Consider the following 20955-nt stretch of genomic DNA (forward strand, 5'->3'; position numbering starts at 1 on the left):
GACCGCCGAACGATCGAGGAGGCTTGGCGCGAGGTCGGAAGCCTCCTCACTCACTTCAGCCCAACAGAATGCGCCGCGTACCTGCGACACGCAGGGTATGGTGCAATAACAGCCTGACAGACTCTAGTGTCTGGGATGCAATCGAGGATAACCCGGCGGAAGCTGAGAACCTGAAGCTCCGGTCAAAACTGATGGGGGCCCTTGAGCAGCATATCCGCACGGAAGGCTGGACAGAGGCCGAGGCTGCGGACCGATTGGCCATTCCCCGCCCAAGCATCTCCGATCTTATGCATGGGAGAATTACCTTGTTCTCGATCGACATGATGGTAACCCTGCTGTCAAGAGCCGGTCTACACGTCGATATTCTGGTTCGAGAGGCTGCTTAAAAGCGACATCTCGACGGAGAACTCGTTCCGTTCATGCCAAAGAGCGCGCCGACATCATCGGCGCGCTCTTTTGTCTCTTATGCCAGGAACTCGAGGAGATCCTTGTTCAGCCGGTCCGGCACCGTGGCGAACAGGCCGTGGGGCTCGCCGTCATATTCGATCAACCGTGCACCGGCGATGCCGTTCGCGGCCGCACGGCCGGAGGGATCGATGGGGACGGTCTTGTCGGCGGTGCCGTGGATGACGAGTGTGGGGATGGTGAAGGACGCGAGATCCGGGCGGAAGTCGGTCGTTCCGAAGGCGGTCACGCAGTCGATCGTCGCCTTGGGGCTGGCCATGACGCCGAGCACGAAGGACCAGTCGAGCACCCCCTGGCTCACCGGACGGCTGACCAGCCCGACACCGTAGAAGGTCTTTGCAAAGCTCTGGAGAAATGCGAAACGATCCTCGCGGATCTGCGTCTTCATATCCTCGAACACGCTCGCATCCACGCCGTCCGGGTTGCTCTCATCCTTGAGGAGATACGGCGCGACGGACGCCACGAGGACGGCCTTGGCGATGCGCGATGCGCCGTGCCGGGAGAGATAGCGCGCGATCTCGCCGCCGCCCATGGAGAAACCGACCAGCGAGACATCCTGCAGGTCGAGCCCTTCAATGACGCTTGCGAGGTCGTCGGCGAAGGTGTCGTACGTGTAGCCGGTCGCGGGATGGCCCGACTGGCCGAAGCCGCGGCGGTCATAGGTGATGACGCGGTAGCCTGCCTCAAGCAGGGCGACGGTCTGATATTCGAACATGTCGCCGGTCAGAGGCCAGCCGTGGATGAGGACGACGGGACGGCCTTGCCCCATATCCTTGACGTGAAGTTTCGTGCCGTCCTTAGCGTCGATATATGCCATGCGAAGCTCCTTTGCTTTCTCGCCCCACCCAATTCGCAGAGAGCAGGTTTGGTTCCGGGAGAAGCTTGGGAGATCCGGTGTCGCCGGTGATCAGCGCCGATACGTCTTCCCCTCCCCGTCAAACAGGTGGAGCTTCGCCCGGTCTGCGGTGAAGCGGACGCGCTCTCCGCGCTTGATCGGCTGGATGCCGGCAAGTTTGGCGATGATGGGTTCGTCGGGAACGAGACCTTCGATGTAGAGGAGAGTGACTTCGCCCAGGGCCTCGACGATGGAGACGGTACCTTCGAAGAGGAAGCTGTCGCCGGTGGTGATCTGCAGGTCCTCGGGGCGGACGCCGAAGCTCGCCTGACGGCCGCTTTCGGTATCGGGCGTCGGGATGTCGAGGATGTCGCGCTTGCCGCCGACGAGTTCGACCGTCGTCTGGGCGCCGGTGGCGACGATCCGCGCGGGAATGATGTTCATGGCCGGCGAGCCGATGAACTGGGCGACGAAGAGATTGGCGGGGCGCTCGTAGAGTTCGAGCGGCGGGCCGACCTGCTCGATATGCCCGCCTGAGAGGACGACGATGCGGTCCGCAAGCGTCATCGCCTCCACCTGATCGTGGGTGACGTAGATCATGGTCGTGTCGGCCATCTGCTCGTTCAACCGGGCGATCTCGATGCGGGTGGCGACGCGCAGTGCCGCATCGAGGTTGGACAGCGGCTCGTCGAACAGGAAGACCTTGGGATCGCGGCAGATGGCGCGGCCGATGGCGACGCGCTGGCGCTGGCCGCCGGAGAGCGCCTTCGGCAGGCGATCGAGATATTGCGTCAGCTGCAGGATATCGGCGGCGGCGCGGACGCGGCGGTCGATCTCCTCCTTGCTTTCCTTGGCGATGCGCATGCCGAAGGCCATGTTGTCGTAGACCGTCATATGCGGGTAGAGCGCATAGGACTGGAACACCATGGCGATGCCACGCTTGGAGGGCGGGGTGTCGTTGACCTTCTCGCCCTCGATGAACATCTCGCCGCCGGTGATCTCCTCGAGCCCGGCGATCATGCGCAGCAGCGTCGATTTTCCGCAGCCGGACGGGCCGACGAAGACGATGAACTCGCCCTTTTCGATCGTGAGATCGATGCCGTGGATGACGTCCACGGCACCATAGGATTTGCGGATCTTGCGTAGTTCCAGTCCGGACATGGGTCCCTCCCCGTTCACTTCAATCGTGATCGTCAGACGATCCGCGCGAAAAATCCGCTCCAGGCGGGCAGTGTAATGCTGTTGTCGCCGAGTTCCGAGGCAAAGCCGTGGACGGTCAGAACCTCGAGCCGCTCGGCCGGCCGCTCCACCGATGCCGTTTCGCCGCTCATATTGAAGAGGCACAGCAGCGTCTCGTTGCCATGGCTCCGCTCGAAGCCGAGGATCGGCGCGGCATAGGGCTTGAAGGCGATCTCGCCCTTGGCCAGCGCCGCGTGTTGACGGCGGAAGGCGAGGAAGCGGCGGTAGTGGTGGAGAACGGAGCGCATGTCCTGCTCCTGCACCGAAACGGCGCGGGGCAGATGCTCGGGCGGCACCGGCAGCCAGGGCCTGCCATCGCCGAAGCCGCCATTCTGCGCATCCGCCTCCCAGACCATCGGCGTGCGGCAGCCGTCACGACCCTTGAAGTCGGGCCAGAACTGGATGCCGTACGGATCCTGCAGATCCTCATAGGCGAGATCGGCCTCGGTCAGCGCCAGTTCCTCGCCCTGATAGATGCAGACGGAGCCGCGCAGCGACATCAGCATGCTGGCGAGAAACTTCGCATGCGCGTCATGATCCGCGATGCCCTGTCCCCAGCGGGAGACATGACGCACGACGTCGTGGTTGGAAAACGCCCAGCAAGCCCAGCCTTCGGGTGCCGCCCGCTCGAAGGCATGCTGGACCTCGGCCACGCGCGCCGGCGTCAGCGGATCGGGCGCCAGGAACTCGAAGGCGTAGCACATATGCATCTTGTCGCCGCCCGAGGTGTACTGCCCGGCGATTTCGAGGCCGATCTGGCTGTCGCCCACCTCGCCGACCGCGGCAATCGCCGGAAACTCGTCCATGACGGCGCGGAAGCGCTGGAGGAAGGCGATGTTCTCGGGCCGGTTCTTGTCGTAGAGGTGCTCCTGGTAATTGTAGGGGTTCACGGCCGGTGCCGTATTGGCATTGCGGCGCTCGGGCGCCAGCGCCGGGTTGTCGCGCAGTTGCAGGTCGTGGAAGTAGAAGTTGATCGTGTCGAGCCGGAAGCCGTCGACGCCGCGCTCCAGCCAGAAGCGCTCGACGGCGATCAGCGCGTCCTGCACCTCGGTGTTGTGCAGGTTCAGGTCCGGCTGCGACGTCAGGAAGTTGTGCATGTAATATTGCAGGCGCGTCGGGTCCCAAGCCCAAGCCGAGCCGCCGAAGATCGACATCCAGTTGTTGGGCGGCGTGCCGTCGGGTTTGGAGTCCGACCAGACGTACCAGTCCGCCTTGGGGTTGAAGCGGCTGGAGCGGCTTTCGGCAAACCAGGGGTGCTGGTCCGATGTGTGGGAGAGGACGAGGTCGATCATGACCCGGATTCCGAGGCGATGCGCCTCCGCGATCAGGTCGTCGAAATCCGACAACAGCCCGAAGATCGGATCGACGCCGTTATAGTTCGAGACGTCGTAGCCGAAATCCTTCATCGGCGATGTGAAGAACGGCGAGATCCAGATGGCGTCGACATTCAGCGAGGCGATGTAGGGCAGTCGTCGCGTGATCCCCTTGAGATCCCCGATGCCGTCGTCGTTGCTGTCCTGATAGGATCGCGGATAGATCTGGTAGATCACGGCGCCACGCCACCAGTCGCGATCGGCGGGAAGCATCGTGGAGGTCTGTTCGGTCTGGCTCTTGGAAAGGGGCAGGCTCATGGAAGGGGGCAGGTCCTTGGACGGATGAGTTCGGGGACGGATGGGTTCGGAAAAGAGGTTCGGTTTGCGCGATGCGGATCAACCGCCCTTGACGGATCCCGCCAGCAGGCCGCGCACGAGATAGCGTTGCAGGCTGAAGAAGACGATCAGCGGAATGATGATGGTGATGAAGGCGGAGGCCGTCAGGATTTCCCAGTTGCCGCCGCGCGAGCCGAGCAGGTTGACGAGGCGGCCGGTGAGCACCAGCTCGTTGTTGCCGGTGCCGAGGAAGACCATGGCGACGAGCAGATCGTTCCAGGTCCAGAGGAACTGGAAGATGGCGAAGGAGGCAAGTGCGGGGAAGGACAGCGGCAGGATGATCTTGACGAAGATGTCGAAATCGCTGGCGCCATCGACCCGGGCGGATTCCATGATCTCGCGCGGCAGGCCGGCCATGTAGTTGCGCAACAGATAGATGGCGAGCGGCAGGCCGAAGCCCATATGCGCCAGCCAGATGCCGACATAGGTCTTGGCGGGCACGCCCAGAAACGCGCCGACGCCGTTATAGAGCTTGAGCAGCGGGATCAGCGACATTTGCAGTGGCACGACCAAGAGGCCGACGACGATGGCGATGAGGAGCGTGCGGCCGGGAAAGGGCATCCAGGCAAGCGCATAGGCGGCAAAGGCCGCGACGAGAATGGGGATGATGGTGGAGGGAATGGAGACGGTGAGCGAGTTGATGAAGGACGCGCCGATGCCTTCCGCATTCAAGACTTCGCGGTAATTGTCGAAGGTGAAGCGCGAGGGCACGGCGGCCTGAACGAAGATGCGCTGGCCACGCGAGCCTTCCATGGCGACATCGGAGACGATCTCGTAGCTGCCATCCTCCTGCACGGTCAGGCGCTCGCCGTCGTTGAGCGTCGCGGTCTGGCCGGGCGCGAAGGCGGCCGGCTCCTGCGTGCGGAAGCCGAAGGCGGAGACGCTGGCGCCGGGATTGTCGAGCGCATTGCCGGTGATGACGAACTTGCCGTCGCGCTGCTGCTGCGCCTCGGGGCCGGGTGCGCGCACCGTCAGGTTCTGGCTGGAGGTGGACAGCGCCGTCCACCAGCCGGAGACGGCCAGCTGGTCCTTGTCGCGCAGCGACGAGATGAGCAGGCCGGCCGTCGGGATCGTCCAGAGGATGACCAGCAGCAGCACCGAGAGGTGGACGAAGAGACCGAGCGGGGAGCGTTTCGATGCGATCATCTCAGTGTCCCTTCATCTCTTTGGCGGCATTGCGAATGTTCCAGATCATGATCGGCACGACGAGGAGCATGATGACCACGGCGATCGCCGCGCCGCGTCCGAAATCGCCGCCGCCGCGGAACATCCAGTCGAACATGAGATTGGCCAGAACCTGCGTCTGCCATTGCCCGTTGGTCATCGCCAGCACGATGTCGAACACCTTGAGGACGAGGATGGTGATCGTGGTCCAGACGACGGCAATGGTGCCCCAGATCTGCGGGATCATGATCTTGAAGAAGATCTGGAAGCCATTCGCGCCATCGATGACGGCGGCCTCGACCGTTTCCTCGGGAATGCCGCGCAGCGCTGCCGACAGGATGACCATGGCAAAGCCGGTCTGGATCCAGACGAGGATCGCCATCAGGAAGAAGTTGTTCCAGAGCGGAATGGTGACCCAGGCCTGAGGCTCGAAGCCGAGCGCCGTGACGATGGCGTTCAGCAGGCCGATCTGCTCGGTGCCGGCAGCGCGATAGTCGTAGATGAACTTCCAGATGACCGAGGCGCCGACGAAGGAGATCGCCATGGGCATGAAGATCAGCGTCTTGGCGATATTGCCCCACCAGATGCGGTCGGTCAGGGCCGCGATGATCAGGCCGAAGAAGGTGGCAAGCGCCGGGACGACGAGCAGCCAGAGGAAATTGTTGAAGATCGACTGGCGGAATTCGCCGTCATTGATCATCCAGACATAATTGGCGCCGCCGACGAAAGTCTGCCCGGCGCGATCGTGGAAGGAGAGCCAGACGGATTCGATGACCGGATAGACCAGGTAGATCGTCATGGCGAAAAGCGCGGGAAACAGGAAAAGCCAGGGGCGGATGGCATTGCTGATGCGCAGATTGCGCGATGCCTTGGCGCCCGATCGACCCTTCGACGGGAAGATCAGGTCGAGGATCAGGTTCGTCCCGTAGAAATAGGCAGCGCAGGCGAGAACGCCGGCCACCATCGTTACCACAGCCATCAACAATTGCTGCATGTTCCCCCCTCAGGCCGCGGCGCGGCCGACCGTCGTCCACCCACAAGATCGAACCCGCGCGCGCCACTTGCCATGGTGACAAGTGGCGCGCGATGTTTCGAAACGGTCGTTACTTGATGCTGTCCCAGGACTTCTGGATGTCGGTCGCCACATCGGCGGCCGGCTTGCCGCCGACATAGTCGATCATGCCGGTCCAGAAGGCGCCGGCGCCGATCTTGCCGGGCATCAGGTCGGAGCCGTCGAAGCGGAAGGTGGTCGCGTTGAGGAGAATGTCCCCCTGCTTCTTCATCGGCGCATTGGCATACGTGTCGAGGTTCACGCCTTTGTAGGGGGTGAGGAAGCTCGACTGGGCCATCCAGACCTCATGCGCGATCGGCGTCTTCAGGAAGTCGAGGAAGGCGCGCGAGGCCGGCGTGTCCTTCGTGATCATGGCGAGCGTACCGGCACCGAGGACCGGATTGCCGAGTTCCGGCTTGCTGGCATAAGGCGGCATGTAGAAGAAATCCGCGTCTTCACCGACCTTCGTGCCTTCCGGGAAGAAGGACGGAATGAAGGAGGCCTGGTGATGCAGGTAGCACTTCGGCGGCGAGGCGAAGAGGCCCTTCGGGCTGTCGCGGAAGTCGGTGGAGGAAACCGCCTGCGTGCCGCCATCGACATATTTCGGGTTCTTGGCAAAGAAGCCGAATTCGCCGATCGCGCCGACGACGGCGGGGTCGTTGAACGGAATGGCGTTGGAGACCCATTTGTCATAGGTATCGGCCGGCTGCGTGCGCAGCATCATGTCCTCGACCCAGTCGGTCGCCGGCCAGCCCGTCGCGCCGCCCGAACCGAGACCGATGCACCACGGCGTGCCGCCATCGGCGACGATCTTGTCGGTCAGCGCCTTCAGCTCTTCCATGGTCTTGGGCACTTCGTAGCCCGCATCCTCGAAGTTCTCGGGCACGTACCAGACGAGCGACTTGACGTCGATCTTGTAGGGGAACGCGTAGAGCGCCTTCTGGCCGTCCTTGCCGGCATAGGTCGACAGATCGACCCAGGACTGGCCGGCCGCGTAATTGTCGAGCAGCCACTTGTCCGTGCCTTCGCCAAGCGGCGTCAGGTAGCCCTTGGAGGCGAGGTCGGCGATGAGGCCCGGCTGGGGCAGGATCGCGACATCCGGCGGCGAACCTGCCTGCGTGTCGATGACGATCTGCTGCTCGTAGTTCTCGGACGACGAATATTTCACATCGGCGCCGGTGACGTCGCGGAAGTAGTCGAGCACGCTCTCGAACAGGACCTGGTCCTCGCCGCGCCAGGGGCCGAAAATGGTCAGCGACTGACCCTTGAGGTCGTGCCCGGACTTGAAGTCCTCGTAGCTCTTCCAGTTGAACTTGGCGTCGTCGCCCGGCTTGAACTTCAGCTCCGCCGCTGAGGCGGTTCCTGCGATGAGAGCAAGCGCAGCTGCGCCCAGGATCAGTTTGGTCTTCACGTGTTTCCTCCCGAAAAACCGCTGCACCTTGCCGTGCATCTTTCAGCGATGCCCGCTTTCAAAGCGCTTTGAGAAGCGTAAGAAATCATTGGTCGAGGCGGCAAGTCAAGAGGTTTTGCATCTCCGTCCATCGCACGTTGTTAAATTGCGGTGCAGCAAAGGTTTGCGCTGCGGCAAGGCGAGAACCATTTTGCGCAGCCATGGCTTTGGTGATAATGAGCCATCATACCGCTTTGAAGAGGCATCGAAGCGCTTTGGCGGGGGTTTTGGAGGATGGTCGTCAATCTCAGACAGTTGGCCGAGATGCTCGGCCTGTCACAGACGACCGTCAGCCGGGCGCTGAACGGCTATCCGGAGGTGAATGCGGAAACGCGCGAGCGCGTGCTGCAGGCGGTGCGTGACACAGGGTATCGTCCGAACCGCGCGGCGCAGCGCCTGGCGACCGGCCGCGCCGCCTCCATCGGCCTCGTGATGACGGTCGCGCCCGACATCGATGCGGACGTGCATTTCAGCGCCTTCCTGACCGGACTTGGGGAAGCCGCCGTTCGTCACGACTTTCACTTCGTGATCAATCCGAGCGCGCCGGAAGAGGAAGAGACGACCTTCCGCCGGCTCGCGGCCAGCGGCAATGTCGATGCGCTGTTCATCGCCTCCGTGCGGCGCGACGATCCGCGGATCGAGATGCTGCGCTCTTTGCCGATCCCCTATCTGGTGCATGGCCGGGCGATCGGCCAGGGCGAGGACTATCCCTTCCTCGACATCGACAACGAGGGTGCCTTTCACGCGGCGACGCAGCTGCTGATCGCGCTCGGGCATCGCCGGATCGCGCTCATCAACGGGCAGGAGCACCTGACCTTCGCCATGCGCCGCAAGGCCGGCATGCTGGCGGCCTTGAAGGAGGCCGGGCTGGAAACGCAAGATGTTTTGATCGCGCATGATTTCATGACCGACGAATACGGATTTCGGGCGACGACGGCATTTCTGGCGGATGCCCGGCCCCCGACGGCCATTCTCTGCTCCAGCACGGTCATGGCGCTGGGGGTTGTCCGGGCGCTGAACCGCGCCGGGCTGAAGGTCGGCGACGACGTGTCGCTGATCGCGCATGACGACGTGCTGCCGCTGTTGAAGCCGGAGCATTTCAACGTGCCGCTGACGACGACGCAATCCTCGCTGCGGGCAGCCGGTGCCCGCGTCGCCGAACGGCTGATCACCCATGTGCTGAGCCCGGAAGACGCGCTGGAGCAGGAGGTGTGGCAGGCGGAGCTGATCATCCGGGACTCGACCAAGCCGGCACCGCGGAGTTGACGCTCAAACGCCAAAGCCTGTCCGGCCGAAGCGGAAGCGCTTCGGCGTCGGCGAATGCGGCAGAACAATCGATGAGAGCTGTGCCGGCGAACCCGTGTTCACCGGAACGACTCTAGAAGCTCGGCGCTTCCACGCCGGCCGCGCGGTGGGCGGCGATGACGGTGTTGGCCATCAGCATGGCGATGGTCATCGGCCCGACGCCTCCGGGGACCGGCGTGATGGTCGCGGCGACCTCCTTGCATTCGGCAAAGGCGACATCGCCGACGAGGCGGGTCTTGCCCTCCCCGCGCTCGGGGGCTGCGATGCGGTTGATGCCGACATCGATGACCGTCGCGCCCGGTTTCACCCAGACCGCCTTCACCATTTCCGGCCGGCCGACGGCGGCGACGAGGATATCCGCGTTGCGGCAGACGCCGGGCAGGTCGCGGGTCCGCGAGTGTGCGACCGTCACGGTCGCGTTGGCCGCGAGCAGTAGCGCTGCCATCGGCTTGCCGAACAGGTTGGAGCGGCCGATGACGACGGCGTTCAGGCCCGAGAGATCGGCGCCGTGGGTCTGGCGAACGAAGACCATGGCCCCGGCCGGCGTGCAGGAAACGAGACCGCCCTTGAGGTCGCCGGTCGCGAGCTTTCCGGCATTGACGACATTCAGTCCGTCCACGTCCTTGTCCGGACGGATCGACTGGATGATCGGGTCGGCCTCGAAATGCGGCGGCAGGGGAAGCTGCACGAGGATGCCGTGGATGGCGGGGTCGGCATTGAGGCGATCGACGATGGCGGCGAGGTCTTCCTGCGTCGTTTCCTCCGGCAGCGTGTGCTGCACGGATACGAAACCGCACTCCTTGGCCATCCGGCTCTTGGAAGAGACATAGGTGTGGCTGGCCGGATCATTGCCGACGATAACGACGGCAAGCCCGGTCTTGACGCCGTGGCTCTCTTCCAGCGTGCGGGCCGCGGTCTTGACGCGGTCGAGAACGGCGGCGGCTACGGTCTTTCCATCGATAACGGTGCTCATCAGGCCCTCGCGGATGTGGTTCGTCCAGAGGGACATACGGGACGCGAACGCCGGAAGATCGCCTCAATGCGTCCTAAGCTATTCTTCGCGGGGATTTCAAGGCCGACAGGGTCCCGCACCGGAAGATCGCTCTCCGGTGCACCGTTTTCGCTGGAACAGACTGTCCAGCGCGCCTTACAGCGACGAGAGACGCCGGACCGGATGGGTGCGGGCGGTGCGCGGTCCGGTCAGCTTGCGCCAGAGGACGAAGCGCAGGAAAACCGGAATGCCGATGACGTATCGCTTCCAGAGACGGTGCGGCTCGATGGTCATGCGATAGAGCCATTCCAGGCGCATGCGACGGATGGATTCGGGAGCGCGTGGCACTTCGCCGGCGATGAAATCGAACAGGGCGCCGACGCCGAGCACGAGCCGGGCATGTCCGGGGCCGACATAGCGGTCGATCCATTTTTCCTGGCGCGGCGTGCCCATGGCGATCAGCAGGATATCGGCGTTGGCCCTGCGGACCTTCGCCATGACGGCATCGGATTCGGAGGGATCGAAATAGCCGTCCGAGACCGGAATGAACGTGTGCCAGGGCGTATGCTTGGCGAAATTCTCGGCCGCCCGCTGCAGGACGTCGGCGCGCGCGCCGACCATGGCGACGCGGCGGGGCGTGCGCATATAGGTCAGCATGGCCGGCACGAAATCGGTGCCGTTCAGATTGGCGGGAAACGGCTTGCCGTGAAAGATCTTGGAGGCGATATCGACGCCATGGCCATCCGGCAGCACCACATGCCGCTCGAGGATCGACCGGTAGTCCGGGTCTTCCATCATGTAGTTGGCATTGTTGGCATTCAGGAAGGAAACGATCGTCTGCCCGATCGGCAGCGAGGCGACCTCGTCCACGAAGGTGAAGGCTTCCTCCCATTCGAAATCGCAGACCGCGAGGTCGAGGATATCGCGGTGGGACGGCTGGATCGACACGGGCGGAAAATATTTCATGCGGGCACTCCTCCATCAAGGAGCATCACGCCGCACGAACATCGTCCTCATTCGCCTGTCCCTGCTCTCGCGCGCCTTTGCCGCTGCGCGGCACGGGAGCGGGCTGGAACGAGAACGGATATTCCCGAATGCCTGTGCGGTCACGATCCTCGGATCAATTGACGGCACACTAGCAAAGCGATCTGAAATCGCATTTAAACCATTCAATCAAAAGCCTTTTCGGGAATTCAGGATCCGTTTACGACGATCCGGCGAAAAGGCGAGCAAGAGCAGGCATCGGGGCGCGGGAAACGACGTATCCTGCGCGGCGGTGGTCGCGCGATCGTTTCAAGGCGATACAGGCACGCGACGATCGCGCCTGCCCGGAAGCCGACTCATGCCACGTGTCAGTGGCCGGCGGCGGCCTTCTCGGCTGCACCGGGGATGACGTCGTGTGCGGTATTACCGTTGCGATCGACGATGGCGACCGGCTCCGGCTGCTTGCGGCTTTCGCGGTTTGCGACGCGCGCGACATCGGCCTTGGAGAGATATTCGAGCTGTTCGACCAGCACCTCGAAGATCACCTCTTCCTTCATCTGCTCGTTCAGGCCCGCCTTCACGACGGACTTGAAGTTGGCGAGATCGAAGGATGTGCTGTCCTCGATGTTGATCAGCTGCTTGCCGACGAGGATGTCGAACAGCGCGTTGGTGACGGTCTCCTTCAAGGGAACCGGCAGCGTCTTCAGCTTCGTCTTGTCCACGGCGAAGGAGAGCTTCGTCAGGAAATATCCCTGTACGCCGCCATCGCGCAGAACGGGGACCGTGATCAGCTCGCCGGGAACGTATTCCTGCACGGCGAGCCGGGCCTGCTCCTCACTGGATTCCACCGGTGCGGAGGCGTGACGCATCGAGACGTAGACCGATCCGAGCGTGATGCCTGCGACCCAGACTCCGGTCAGAAGAAGCTTGATCATACCATCGCGCCGTAACGGAACTGTTCTTCGGAGTAGATGCCATCGGCATCGGCATCCTGCGCGGCGGTCTTCAGCAGCTCGACCACCGAGCGGCAGGCCTCAAGATGCGCCTCGACCTTTTCGGAATTGGTCGCCAGCTTGTTGCGAATATGCTTGGCCTGCGACAGGTAGGACGGGGACACGTCCGTCGGCGGCGCCTGCCGGCGGTTGAGCATGGTCAGTTCGTAGAGGCACCGGCTCTTGCGCAGGTTGGACGCCTTGAGGTCGAAGGTGGGATCGACGCCGATGCGGGCGTTCTCATTGTCGAGGATCATCTCGAGCCGACCCAGAATGTTGCGGACCCGCACATCGCCCGAAGCCTGAATTTCCATAGAACGTCTCCCGTCTTGGCACAGTGCCCGGGTGGATTTCGCCGCTCACCCTGCGCCTGCATTCCTGATTTCCCGCACGTCTCGCCGTCAGGGCCCGCCCGATGACGCCGCGTGCGAAACATGAACCTCTGCCGGCGGCCGGAGCATCGCGACGATGCCGGCAGCCGGTTCGTGTCGCTGCGCCGGCCCGCTCAGGGCCGGGCATCCTCTCATTCCGTGCTGTCGGTCGAGGACAGCGCGTCGCTCGCCCGGAAGCCGTCCAACGCCTTGCGCTGATATTCCTGCACCATGCTCTGGGCGATGTTGGCGCTGTTGCCATCGAGCTGCGCGCTGACGCGATTCGTCATGTTCGCGCCGCCGGCACCATCGGCCACCATGCTTGCGGCAATGCCGACGCCGTTGCCCTTGGCCATGACGTTGCCGATCTGCTCGGCCATCATGCTCTTCCAGATATCGCCGGCCGTGCCCTTGCCGTAGACGTCTTCGCTGTTGCTCGGCATCATCGACTTGACGAAGTTCTGGAGAACCATGGCCTCGAACTTGCGATAGGTTTCCGGCACCTTCTTGGGCTCGGCGCGATTTTCGATACTCCCGAGGCCGGACCCGGCCTGGTTCTGATTGAGGATCGCGACCGTGTTGGCAAAGCCGTTGCCGGTCTCCGCCAGGCTCGACGCGCGGAAGGCCGCCCGGTTGGACTGCAGACGCGCCTGGGCTTCCTTGACCTGCGTCGGATCGGCCGCCCGCAGGACATCCATCACCAGATCGGTCGGAGGAGAAATGGCCATCCGGGTGCTTCCTTCGTCATGCGGCCTGCAGCCCGCTGAGGAGAGGCTGTAAATCCGCAATGAAAATCAGATATTTGACGAAACGAGACGAGATCGCCGCATTCTGTCGACCGGGGCCACTATGAGTGGTGAAGCTTACCGGAAGCTGGCGCGCCATTCATGACGTGCTGGTCGATGAGATCGTAGATGGCATCGTCGGCCTCGGCACGCTCTTCGAGCGCGCGGGCGTCCTTCATATGCTCGGCCAGCCGGTCGCCCTTGGCACGCTCCTTGAGCACGCGCGCTTCGTGCACCTGCTGGATGCCTTCGAGCATCTGGTCCTTCTGGGCGAGACGGCCGAGCTGGGATGCATAGTGGCCGGAGAACATGGCGTGAAGGGGCTTGGCCGAGCCCATGGCGTCCGCGACGACATCGATCGTGGTCGCAAGCTCCCGGCGCTGGCGGGCGGTTTCGGAAAGCTCGTTCTCCGCCATCTGTTCGAGATGGCGCTGGACGGCGACGAGGCGCTTCAGCTTGTCGGAGCGGTTTCCGGCCATGTCTATATTCCCTGCATAACGACCGCGAAGCCATCGGCAAAGAGCCGCAGCATGGCGGCGATGCCCAGATAGAGAAGGAACAGCCCGCCCATGATGAGGTAGGGCGCGGAGATGAAGTAGAGCGGCATCTGCGGCGCCAGCTTGTTGACCATGCCGAGCGCGACGTTGAAGAGCAGGCCGTAGATGATGAACGGGCTCGACAGGCGCAGCATGATCATGAAGGTCATTTCCAGCGCATTGGTCATCGTGATCAGGATGCCCTGCGGATCGAATCCGACGCCGAGCGGCATGGCCTTGTAGCTGTCGAAGATCGACTCGAAGATCACGTGATGGAAATCGAGCATGAAGAGGACCATGAGCCCGGCAAAGGAGATCATGTTCGTCACCTGGTTTTCCGAGGAGTCTTCGAGCACGTCGCTGGCGGGCGGCGCGGTGAAGCCGATCATCATGGTGAGCACGGTGCCGACGAACTGGAGACCGAGCGTGTAGAAGCGGGCGATGAGGCCGATCACGCTGCCGATGACGATTTCGGTGGTGATGATGTAGATATAGGTGTGACCCTTGCCGGAGATCTGCGGATAGATGTCGTTCCACATCAGCGGCAGGATCGCCATCGAGATCGCGACCGCCGCGAAAAGGCGGATCTGGACCGAAACGCGCGCCGACGAGAACCCCGGCATGACCATGATGCAGGCGCCGATACGGCAGAACGCCGCAAACAGCGCCAGCACCGTGCCTTCCGGGTCCGTTATCATGAAATGGAGCCGATGATCTTGATCTCGAGCCCCTTTGCGAGCTCGACATGGCTGAGGACCGGCAGCGTGGCAAACAGGCGTTCGATGATCATGCGCACATAAGAGCGGGATTCGGGCGAAGATACCAGCACGAACGGCATGCCGCGATCCAGATGCTCGCGGATGACGCGCGTCGCCTCCTCGCTGAACTCCTCGAGGTGGCGCGGGTCGATGTCGAACTCGACGATATCGCCCTTGGCGTCGCGCTTCAGCGCCTGGTGGAACACCATGTCCCATTTGTTGCCGAGCCGCAGGACGCGCAGCGTGCCGTTGTCGGAGAGATCGCCGCAGAGCTGCTGCGACATGCGGACGCGGACGTGCTCGACGATATGCTCGGTCTTGCGGACATGCGGGGCGAGTTCGGCGACGGCTTCGAGAATGAGGTGCAGGTTGCGGATGGAGACGCGCTCGGCGAGCAGCAGCTTCAGCACGGCCTGCAGGCCCGAATAGGACATATGCGAGGTGCAGATCTCGTCCGCGAGTTTGCGGTATTCCGGATCGAGACGCTCGATGAGGATCTTGACGTCCTTGTAGGACAGCAGCTGCGGCAGGTTGTTGCGGATGACTTCCGACAGGTGCGTCAGCACGACGGAGACGTTGTCGATCGGATGGAAGCCTTCGCGCTTCAGGTCCTCGGTGAAGGTTTCGAGGATCGAGACGGCGGGCATGCCGAAGGCGGGCTCGCGGATGTCGTCGCCCGGAACCGTCGGCCGCCGGCCGCCGCCCGTGACGACGATGACTTCGCCGACGCGCACCGTGTTCGACGCGATCGTCGTGCCGTGGACGCGGATATGGTAGGCCTTGTCCGGCACGGCGATGTCGTCGGAGACCTTGATCTCGGGGACGATGAGCCCGTACTGGCTCGCGAATTTGCGGCGCATCTTGCCGACGCGGAAGGCGAGCTCCTGATGGGCGCCGAGCAGTCGGGTCGAGACCTGCTTGCCGAGCAGCAGCTCGATTTCCGCGGTCTTGAGGACGGACTTGACGCTGTCCTTCTCGCTGTCCTTGACCTGGGCCGCCGTCTGCAGATCCTGCTCGCGCTTCAGCTGGCTTGCGGCAGCGGCACGACGCGGGATGATGTAGGCCATGGCGGCCATGCCGACACCGAGCGTGGCGAAGGGTATGAAGGGCAGACCGGGGATGATGGAGAGCATGGCCAGAAGGCCGGCCGCGACCATCAGCGCGCGGGGATAGTTGCTGAGCTGGCCGACGACCGCCTGGTCGGTGGAGCCGGAGGTGCCGCCGCGCGACACGAGAAGGCCGGCGGCCAGAGAGACGATCAGTGCCGGGATCTGCGACACCAGACCGTCGCCGACAGAGAGCTTGACGAACACGTCCGCGGCTTCGCCGATCGACATTCCATGGCGGAAATAGCCGATGATGATGCCGCCGAACACATTGATGCCAGTGATGAGAAGGCCGGCGACCGCATCGCCGCGCACGAACTTCGAGGCACCGTCCATGGAGCCGAAGAAGGAGCTTTCCTCTTCCAGCTCGCGCCGGCGATGCTGCGCCTCCTTCTCGTTGATCAGGCCGGCCGACAAATCGGCGTCGATCGACATCTGCTTGCCGGGAATGGCATCGAGGGTGAAGCGGGCGCCGACTTCCGCGATACGCGTGGCACCCTTGGTGATGACGATGAAGTTCACTGTGATCAGGATGAGGAAGACGATCAGACCGATGACGAAGTCGCCGGACATGACAAGGCTGGCAAAACCCGCAATGACGCTGCCGGCTGCGTCGTGTCCCTGGTGTCCGTGCGAGAGAATGACGCGCGTCGTCGCGATGTTCAGCGCGAGGCGGATCATGGTCGAGATCAGCAGGATGACCGGGAAGGACGAGAAATCGAGCGGTCGCTGGATCCAGAGCGACACCATCAGAATGAGGATGGAGAAGGCGATGGAGAAGGCCAGCCCCATGTCGATCAGGAAAGGGGGGATCGGCAGGAAGAGGATCGACAGGATCGCGACGATGCCGAGCGCGAAGCCGACATCGCGCCCGTTCGGGGCGATCTTGGGGATTACAATTGCAGGAGGTTGTGCCATCGGAATGTCCGTCTCGTCATGAGAGGCGGGCGACATTCATACCTGTCGCCCCATATGCCGACAGTTCTAGAGGTCCAAGCTTGCGCGGGGATGGCTGGCGCGGCGAGACGGACGGCGCCCCGCGAGACCTGCGGGATCGGGAAGAATGATCAGAAGCCGGTCTGGATGCGGGAAAAGACGATGTCTGTGAAGATCGACACCTGCGAACCGATGAACGGCGCCGCGATGGCAACGGTCACGAGGACCGCCAGGATCTTCGGAACGAAGGTCAGCGTCATTTCCTGAACCTGCGTCAGCGCCTGGATCAGGGCGACGACGAGGCCGACGATCATGGCGGCGAGAACGGGCGGGCCGGAGGCCACGACCACCGTCCACATTGCCGTCTGAACCATGTCGAGTGCGTCGGCCTCGTTCATTGCAGTATCACTTCACCACGGAGGATCGGACCCATTCCCGGACCGAGACCGCTACTTTACCGAAACCCCAGGACCGATGGGGAGCTTGGTGCCGTTTTCGAGAAGCGCAACGATTCCGTCGGAGTATAGCGTGACCTCCTTGACCACGCCAGTCGTCTTGCCGTCCGCGCTCGTCACCGTCTTGCCGATCACGGCATTGGCTTCCGAAAGCGAGGTGCGCTGCAGCAGGCTTTCCAGATTGGTGTTCGTCTGGATGGTCTGCTCGACTTGGGAGAAGGTCGCGAGCTGGGCGATCTGCTGGGTCGAGTCCATCGGCTGCGTCGGATCCTGATTCTTCATCTGGGCGACGAGCAGCTTGAGGAAGCTGTCATAGTTGAGATTGGCCTTGGTGGACGCGGTTGCAGCATCCTTGGCCGTGGTGTTCGTCGTGGTGTTGGTCGCCGCCGCGGCGCCAACCGGCATAGCTACCGCCATGGTGCGATCTCCTTGCGGATGTGTTCGATCATGGCCGGGGCCATTTCCTGGGCGTTGAGGATCTTGTCCTCGATCGGGTAGAGGCCGCGGATCGCCTTCAGGGCGTCGAAGGCACGACCCTGCATGACGAGGCCGTCGACGCGCTTCAGTTCCGACAGGATCTCGTCGTTCTTGAAGCAATTCAGCAGCATGACGATCGACTTTCGGAACATGATGGTCGACTGCTCGGCCCCTTCCGGATTGATCAGGATCATCTGGGCGATGAAATAGAGCTGACGCAGCGGAGTGGTCGCGTCCTCCGGCTGGAGAACGTGGTTTTCGAGCAGGAAGGTGACATCGTTCAGGAATTCGACCGCCACCTTGCGATCGACCCGCAGAACGGCGCCATTCACAAAGATCCGTTCGCCCGACTTCAGCGAGATGCGCAGTGTGCTTTTCATTTCAGTCCATCCCTGATGATGGTTGTGATGTCGATGATGCCCTGGAAGTTCGAGGATTCGCGTTTGCGGATCTTCTCGGTTTCGCTCAGAATCCAGATGGCGATGGAGATCAGATTGGCGCGCAGCTCTTCATTCAGCTGATTGTCCGGGGCGCGCAGATCCTCGATGAAACGGATCCAGAGACGCCGCGTATAGTAGACTGCTTCGATGGCCTCGCGGGAATAGCCCTTCTGCCGGCTGGCAGATGCGAGAAGCGCGATCGAACGGTCGAGGACTTGCCGCTCACGATCCTTGGAGTCGGCAACGCCGTCCTCCATGATCTCGGCATACGAAAACTGATACATTCAGACATCCCTCATGTTTGTCTAAGGCCTCTTCGCATCAGAGGAAATTGATCAAGCTCAGCTGCTGCATCCGCGATGTGAGCGTGTAGGACGTCTCGATCTGCGTCATCAGCGACTTCATGCGCGTGCTCGCCTCGTAGGGATCGACACCTTCGAGATCGCCGACGTGGGTGGTGAGCAGTTTCGTCTGGGAGTCCAGAAGCGTGTTGGCCTTGTTGACGCGTCCTTCGGACGTGCCGAGATCGCTTCCCATGCTGATCATGCCGGAAATCGCCTGCTGGGTGTAATTCTGGGCCGTTTCGTTGACGACCGTCCGTGCCTGGCTGGAAAGATCCTCGGTCAGCAACTGGCTGGCGATCACGGAGGCGAGCACCATCTTGCGGACGCCCGCCTCGTTGGCGTTCGTCGTCGTCGAGACGACCTCGGATCCGGAAATCCGGCTCTGGACGTTCTTGTCCGACGCCTTCGACCAGTCCGTCATCCACTGCGTGGGAACCGCATTCTCGCCGGCGCTCGTATCGCCCACATAGAGCGGCACGATCTTGCGGTCGATGAAGTCCTTCATCTGCTCGGCCGACAGGTCCCGATAGGTCGCGATGGTCGCGTTGGCAGGATTGCTGTTGTTCTCCTGCTTGAAGCTCGTGAACGCATCGGCGAAGGTCTGCTTGGCGGCCGCATTCTCGGCGTAAGGCGTCAGCGGCCTGGCGTCGGAATTGAGACCGGAGAGAAGGTATTCTCCGTTGGACTGGGAGTTCGCCGCCACGAAGAACGCGTTGAACGTCGAATCGAGCGCCGTCTTCGTGTTGGCAAGCCGCGAGGCGTCGTCGACGCCCATGGACCCGACCAGCGTCGTGTTCATTTCCTCGCCCGCCTTGCGCATCGATTCGATGGCGAGCTGCGACGTCGAGAGACGCTGGGTCACGAGCGCGTTCGTGTCCTTGATGTTGGTCAGGCGCTGCAGCTCGTCCTTGAGGCTGACGAGCCGCGCGGCACTGGAACCGAGCGCCGCACCCGGATCGGCATGAACGCCGGTCGTGACTTCCTGCTGGAGCTTCACGACTTCGGACTGGCCGCGCTGGACGCTGAGCCGCATGGCGTTCTGAACCGCCAGATTGGAAATGAATGACGTCTTCATCTTATCTCACCATGTCCAGCAAGGATTTGAGCATTTCGTCCACGGTGGTCATCAGTTTTGCCGATGCCTTGTAGGACTGCTCGAGATCGAGCATCAGCGACAATTCCTCATCGAGGCTGACGCCGGTTTCGTTGCTCAGCGTCTGCTGCATCTGGGCCAGCATGGCCCCCTTGGTCTCGTCGGCCGAGGTTGCCGCCTTGCGCAGCTGCTCGATCCAGCCGATCGAGCTGGAGGCGTAGCCTATGACGTTCGCGCTTTCGCCGATATCCGCCTTGGCGTCGAATGTCTGCTGCGTGCCCATCTCCTCGATGAGGCCATCGAGGCGACCGGTATAGGCCGCGACACCATCCGTGTTGTAGGTGTAGTTCGTCGCGGTGGACGTGTTGTTGAAACCACCATCCCGCAGCAGCATGGGATTGTCATCGACGGCGGCATTGATCCGGATGCGTCCGGCAAGGCCCGAGGAGATCTTGCCCGACGCCGGCATGTCCGTGCTGTTCGCCTCGACGAACAGACCCGGCAATCCCGGCTCGCGGCTGTCCTTGGGAAGGGACTGGTCGGTCTCGCGGAAGGCGACGATCAGACCGCGGGCGATTTCGTCCAGCTGGTTCTGCATCATCGGTGCGATATCGTCGCGCAGCTGGAAGAGCGCCGCCAGCGATCCCTGTGCCGAGGTGTTGCCACCGGAACCGGGCTTCAGCTCCTCATTGTCGATTTCCACATGAAACGGCGGAGACGAGGAGCCGTCCTTGCCGGCCAGCTCGACCTTGCGCGCCGACGTTTCGAAGAGCACGCTGCCATCGCTCGTATAGATGACGGTATCCATGCTCTGGCGGATGGTGGTCGAAATTCCGACGATGCCGGCGATCGACTTCAGGAGCGAGTCCCGCTTGTCGAGCGCATCGCTTGCATCCTTGCCGTTGGCCAGCATGCCGATGACGGTGTAGTTCACCTTCTCAAAGGCCGAGAGATACTCGTTGAGCTGCACGACCTGCTCGCCGATTTCCTTGTCCGTCGTCGCCTTGACCTCGTCGAGGACGGTGGAGGCGGAGTTCAAGGCATTCGCCACATCTCGCGCTTCCGCCACGGCGGAGCGGGCGATCGTGATGCTGCTGGGCGACGCGGCAAACGTCTGGAGGCTGCTGCGGAACGAGGCCATATAGGTCGACGGCGCCGTCGGATAATCCGCGCCGCCGAAGGCCGACTGTATCTGCTGGAGACCGAACAGCAGTCTCGACTGTCCGGCATTGTCCGAGATGCTGGAAACGGTCTGCTTGAACAGCGCGTCGTTCTGGGCGCGCTGCACCTTGAGATAGGGCTGTCCGTCGTTGTCTACGCCCATCATGGCGAGACGACGCGAGTAGTCGGCATTGCCGACATTCGCGATGTTCTGCGATACGACGGCCGTCTGCTTGCCGGTATTGCTGAAGATCGTCTGAGCCGTGGTAATGGCAGAAGCGAGAGACATGACGGAGCCCGTCCTTTTC

The 20955-nt window shown here is 62.7% G+C and carries 22 protein-coding genes; 2 read left to right on the forward strand and 20 right to left on the reverse strand.

Annotated elements, in window-relative coordinates:
* The first annotated feature begins 68 nt into the window (after positions 1-68).
* Entirely contained in the window at positions 69-386 is a 318-nt protein-coding gene (locus tag LRX75_RS23250) for a helix-turn-helix domain-containing protein (RefSeq protein ID WP_269456087.1), read from the forward strand.
* Positions 387-463: 77 nt separating this feature from the next.
* Here the strand turns inward: LRX75_RS23250 and LRX75_RS05170 are convergent, their stop codons facing one another.
* The 6 genes from LRX75_RS05170 to LRX75_RS05195 all read right to left on the reverse strand — a co-directional run bounded on the left by LRX75_RS05170 (position 464) and on the right by LRX75_RS05195 (position 7874).
* Positions 464-1282: an alpha/beta fold hydrolase gene (locus LRX75_RS05170; protein ID WP_231812500.1), complete on the reverse strand. Its 819-nt coding sequence runs from the start codon at positions 1280-1282 to the stop codon at positions 464-466.
* A 90-nt stretch (positions 1283-1372) separates the two neighbouring features.
* On the reverse strand, positions 1373-2461 hold the full coding sequence (locus LRX75_RS05175) for an ABC transporter ATP-binding protein (RefSeq protein ID WP_110726938.1): 1089 nt from the start codon (positions 2459-2461) through the stop codon (positions 1373-1375).
* 32 nt (positions 2462-2493) lie between these two features.
* Positions 2494-4170, reverse strand: a complete 1677-nt coding sequence (gene bglA, locus LRX75_RS05180) for a beta-galactosidase BglA (RefSeq protein ID WP_231812501.1) — start codon at positions 4168-4170, stop codon at positions 2494-2496.
* A 78-nt stretch (positions 4171-4248) separates the two neighbouring features.
* The gene (locus LRX75_RS05185; protein WP_231812503.1) at positions 4249-5394 is read right to left on the reverse strand and encodes a carbohydrate ABC transporter permease; all 1146 of its coding nucleotides are present in this window, start codon (positions 5392-5394) and stop codon (positions 4249-4251) included.
* 1 nt (position 5395) lies between these two features.
* Positions 5396-6406 (reverse strand): carbohydrate ABC transporter permease, encoded by a 1011-nt coding sequence (locus LRX75_RS05190; RefSeq protein WP_231812505.1) that lies wholly within the window; start codon positions 6404-6406, stop codon positions 5396-5398.
* A gap of 109 nt (positions 6407-6515) precedes the next feature.
* Positions 6516-7874: an ABC transporter substrate-binding protein gene (locus tag LRX75_RS05195; protein WP_231812507.1), complete on the reverse strand. Its 1359-nt coding sequence runs from the start codon at positions 7872-7874 to the stop codon at positions 6516-6518.
* 273 nt (positions 7875-8147) lie between these two features.
* Between LRX75_RS05195 and LRX75_RS05200 the strand changes: the two genes are divergently transcribed.
* Complete coding sequence (locus tag LRX75_RS05200; RefSeq protein ID WP_231812508.1) at positions 8148-9179, forward strand: LacI family DNA-binding transcriptional regulator; 1032 nt, start codon at positions 8148-8150, stop codon at positions 9177-9179.
* A gap of 112 nt (positions 9180-9291) precedes the next feature.
* On the opposite strand, the gene folD is transcribed toward LRX75_RS05200, so the two are convergent.
* From folD to flgK, 14 genes are all read right to left on the reverse strand, one after another.
* Entirely contained in the window at positions 9292-10191 is a 900-nt protein-coding gene (gene folD, locus LRX75_RS05205; protein ID WP_231812509.1) for a bifunctional methylenetetrahydrofolate dehydrogenase/methenyltetrahydrofolate cyclohydrolase FolD, read from the reverse strand.
* Positions 10192-10365: 174 nt separating this feature from the next.
* Complete coding sequence (locus tag LRX75_RS05210; RefSeq protein ID WP_231812511.1) at positions 10366-11175, reverse strand: WecB/TagA/CpsF family glycosyltransferase; 810 nt, start codon at positions 11173-11175, stop codon at positions 10366-10368.
* A 386-nt stretch (positions 11176-11561) separates the two neighbouring features.
* Positions 11562-12128, reverse strand: a complete 567-nt coding sequence (locus LRX75_RS05215) for a hypothetical protein (RefSeq protein ID WP_231812513.1) — start codon at positions 12126-12128, stop codon at positions 11562-11564.
* Positions 12125-12499, reverse strand: coding sequence for a hypothetical protein (locus LRX75_RS05220; protein ID WP_231812515.1), 375 nt, complete (start codon positions 12497-12499; stop codon positions 12125-12127). Before LRX75_RS05220 ends, LRX75_RS05215 begins: the two co-directional genes overlap by 4 nt.
* Positions 12500-12708: 209 nt before the next feature.
* Positions 12709-13284, reverse strand: a complete 576-nt coding sequence (locus LRX75_RS05225; protein WP_231812516.1) for a rod-binding protein — start codon at positions 13282-13284, stop codon at positions 12709-12711.
* A gap of 119 nt (positions 13285-13403) precedes the next feature.
* Positions 13404-13820: a hypothetical protein gene (locus LRX75_RS05230; protein WP_231812518.1), complete on the reverse strand. Its 417-nt coding sequence runs from the start codon at positions 13818-13820 to the stop codon at positions 13404-13406.
* Between the two features lie 2 nt (positions 13821-13822).
* On the reverse strand, positions 13823-14575 hold the full coding sequence (fliR, locus tag LRX75_RS05235; protein WP_231812520.1) for a flagellar biosynthetic protein FliR: 753 nt from the start codon (positions 14573-14575) through the stop codon (positions 13823-13825).
* A complete protein-coding gene (gene flhA / locus LRX75_RS05240; protein WP_113149655.1) occupies positions 14572-16659 on the reverse strand; it encodes a flagellar biosynthesis protein FlhA in 2088 nt (695 codons plus the stop codon). Before flhA ends, fliR begins: the two co-directional genes overlap by 4 nt.
* A 149-nt stretch (positions 16660-16808) precedes the next feature.
* Positions 16809-17075 carry a flagellar biosynthesis protein FliQ gene (gene fliQ / locus LRX75_RS05245; RefSeq protein ID WP_062595080.1) on the reverse strand — a complete coding sequence of 89 codons (267 nt, stop codon included), beginning with the start codon at positions 17073-17075 and terminating at the stop codon, positions 16809-16811.
* A 51-nt stretch (positions 17076-17126) separates the two neighbouring features.
* Positions 17127-17549 carry a flagellar hook assembly protein FlgD gene (flgD, locus tag LRX75_RS05250; protein ID WP_231812522.1) on the reverse strand — a complete coding sequence of 141 codons (423 nt, stop codon included), beginning with the start codon at positions 17547-17549 and terminating at the stop codon, positions 17127-17129.
* Positions 17540-17989 carry a flagellar biosynthesis repressor FlbT gene (gene flbT, locus LRX75_RS05255; RefSeq protein ID WP_092932171.1) on the reverse strand — a complete coding sequence of 150 codons (450 nt, stop codon included), beginning with the start codon at positions 17987-17989 and terminating at the stop codon, positions 17540-17542. The genes flgD and flbT overlap by 10 nt, the downstream gene beginning before the upstream one ends.
* Positions 17986-18333, reverse strand: a complete 348-nt coding sequence (flaF, locus tag LRX75_RS05260; RefSeq protein ID WP_113149144.1) for a flagellar biosynthesis regulator FlaF — start codon at positions 18331-18333, stop codon at positions 17986-17988. Before flaF ends, flbT begins: the two co-directional genes overlap by 4 nt.
* A gap of 37 nt (positions 18334-18370) precedes the next feature.
* Complete coding sequence (locus tag LRX75_RS05265; protein ID WP_231812524.1) at positions 18371-19468, reverse strand: flagellar hook-associated family protein; 1098 nt, start codon at positions 19466-19468, stop codon at positions 18371-18373.
* Between the two features lies 1 nt (position 19469).
* Complete coding sequence (flgK, locus tag LRX75_RS05270; protein WP_231812526.1) at positions 19470-20936, reverse strand: flagellar hook-associated protein FlgK; 1467 nt, start codon at positions 20934-20936, stop codon at positions 19470-19472.
* Between the last annotated feature and the right edge of the window lie 19 nt (positions 20937-20955).

It is taken from the genome of Rhizobium quercicola, assembly GCF_021168455.1.
In the GTDB taxonomy this organism is placed as follows: domain Bacteria; phylum Pseudomonadota; class Alphaproteobacteria; order Rhizobiales; family Rhizobiaceae; genus Ferranicluibacter; species Ferranicluibacter quercicola.